At 45.5% G+C, this 1,161-nt stretch carries 2 protein-coding genes; both read left to right on the top strand.

What is annotated here, in order from left to right; all coding sequences use genetic code 11:
• A partial coding sequence (gene purM, locus R8269_RS25350) for a phosphoribosylformylglycinamidine cyclo-ligase (RefSeq protein WP_318222927.1) occupies nt 1–611 on the top strand: 611 nt, incomplete at its 5' end.
• 129 nt (nt 612–740) lie between these two features.
• The coding region (gene purN / locus R8269_RS25355) for a phosphoribosylglycinamide formyltransferase (protein ID WP_318222928.1) at nt 741–1,161 on the top strand (421 nt) is incomplete at its 3' end.

Genomic DNA, 1,161 nt, shown 5'->3' on the forward strand with positions numbered 1-1,161 from the left:
CTGAAATGCCAGGCATGTACGAAGGCGAAGACTACGACGTTGCGGGTTTCTGTGTAGGCGTAGTGGAAAAAGAAGACGTGATTGACGGCACTAAAGTAGCAGCAGGCGACGCACTTATCGCTGTCGGCTCAAGCGGTCCACACTCAAACGGTTACTCACTTATCCGTAAGATTCTAGAAGTTTCTGGCGCAGATAAAAACGAAGAGCTAGCAGGTCGCACTATCGGTGAGCACCTACTAGAACCAACGAAGATTTACATCAAATCTGCACTTAAGATGATCGAGAAACACGATATCCACGCGATTTCTCACATTACGGGTGGTGGTTTCTGGGAAAACATCCCTCGCGTACTGCCTGAAGGCACAAAAGCCGTTATCGACGGTAACAGCTGGGAATGGCCAATCATTTTCAAATGGCTGCAAGAGAAAGGCAACGTTGAAACGCACGAAATGTACCGTACGTTCAACTGTGGTGTTGGTCTAATCGTTGCACTACCAAAAGACCAAGCAGACGCGGCGGTTGCACTTCTTAAAGAAGAAGGCGAAAACGCATGGGTGATTGGTGAAATTGCTCAAGCAGAAGCAAATGAAGAGCAAGTTGAAATCAACTAACTTGTGAATCACGCTAAAAAATAAAATGAATGAGGACGCCACGTCCTCATTCTGCTATCTGGAACATCGAAAACCATTCTAATAGTAGGTAATTTATAGAACCTACAATATCAAGGCAGTCCCAACATCATGAAAAACATCGTGGTCCTAATTTCAGGTAACGGCAGTAACTTACAAGCCATTTTAGAAGCTTGTGAAAACAGCATGCCTAACGCACACGTTGCAGCAGTATTTTCTAATAAATCTGACGCATACGGTCTAGAACGTGCAAAACAGTTTAGTGTTGATGGCCACTTTGTTGACCCTAAAGCGTTCGAGTCACGCGAGGCATTCGATGCCGAGTTGATGCAACAAATTGACAAGTATCAGCCCAATTTTGTCGTTCTTGCAGGGTACATGCGCATTCTTAGCGGTGCATTTGTTTCGCACTATCTCGGTAAGATGATCAACATTCACCCTTCTCTTCTACCTAAATACCCGGGGTTACACACCCACCAGCGCGCGATTGACGCCAAAGACAAAGAGCACGGTACAAGTGTTCACTTTGTCA

This window comes from Vibrio sp. Vb0667, from assembly GCF_033391095.1.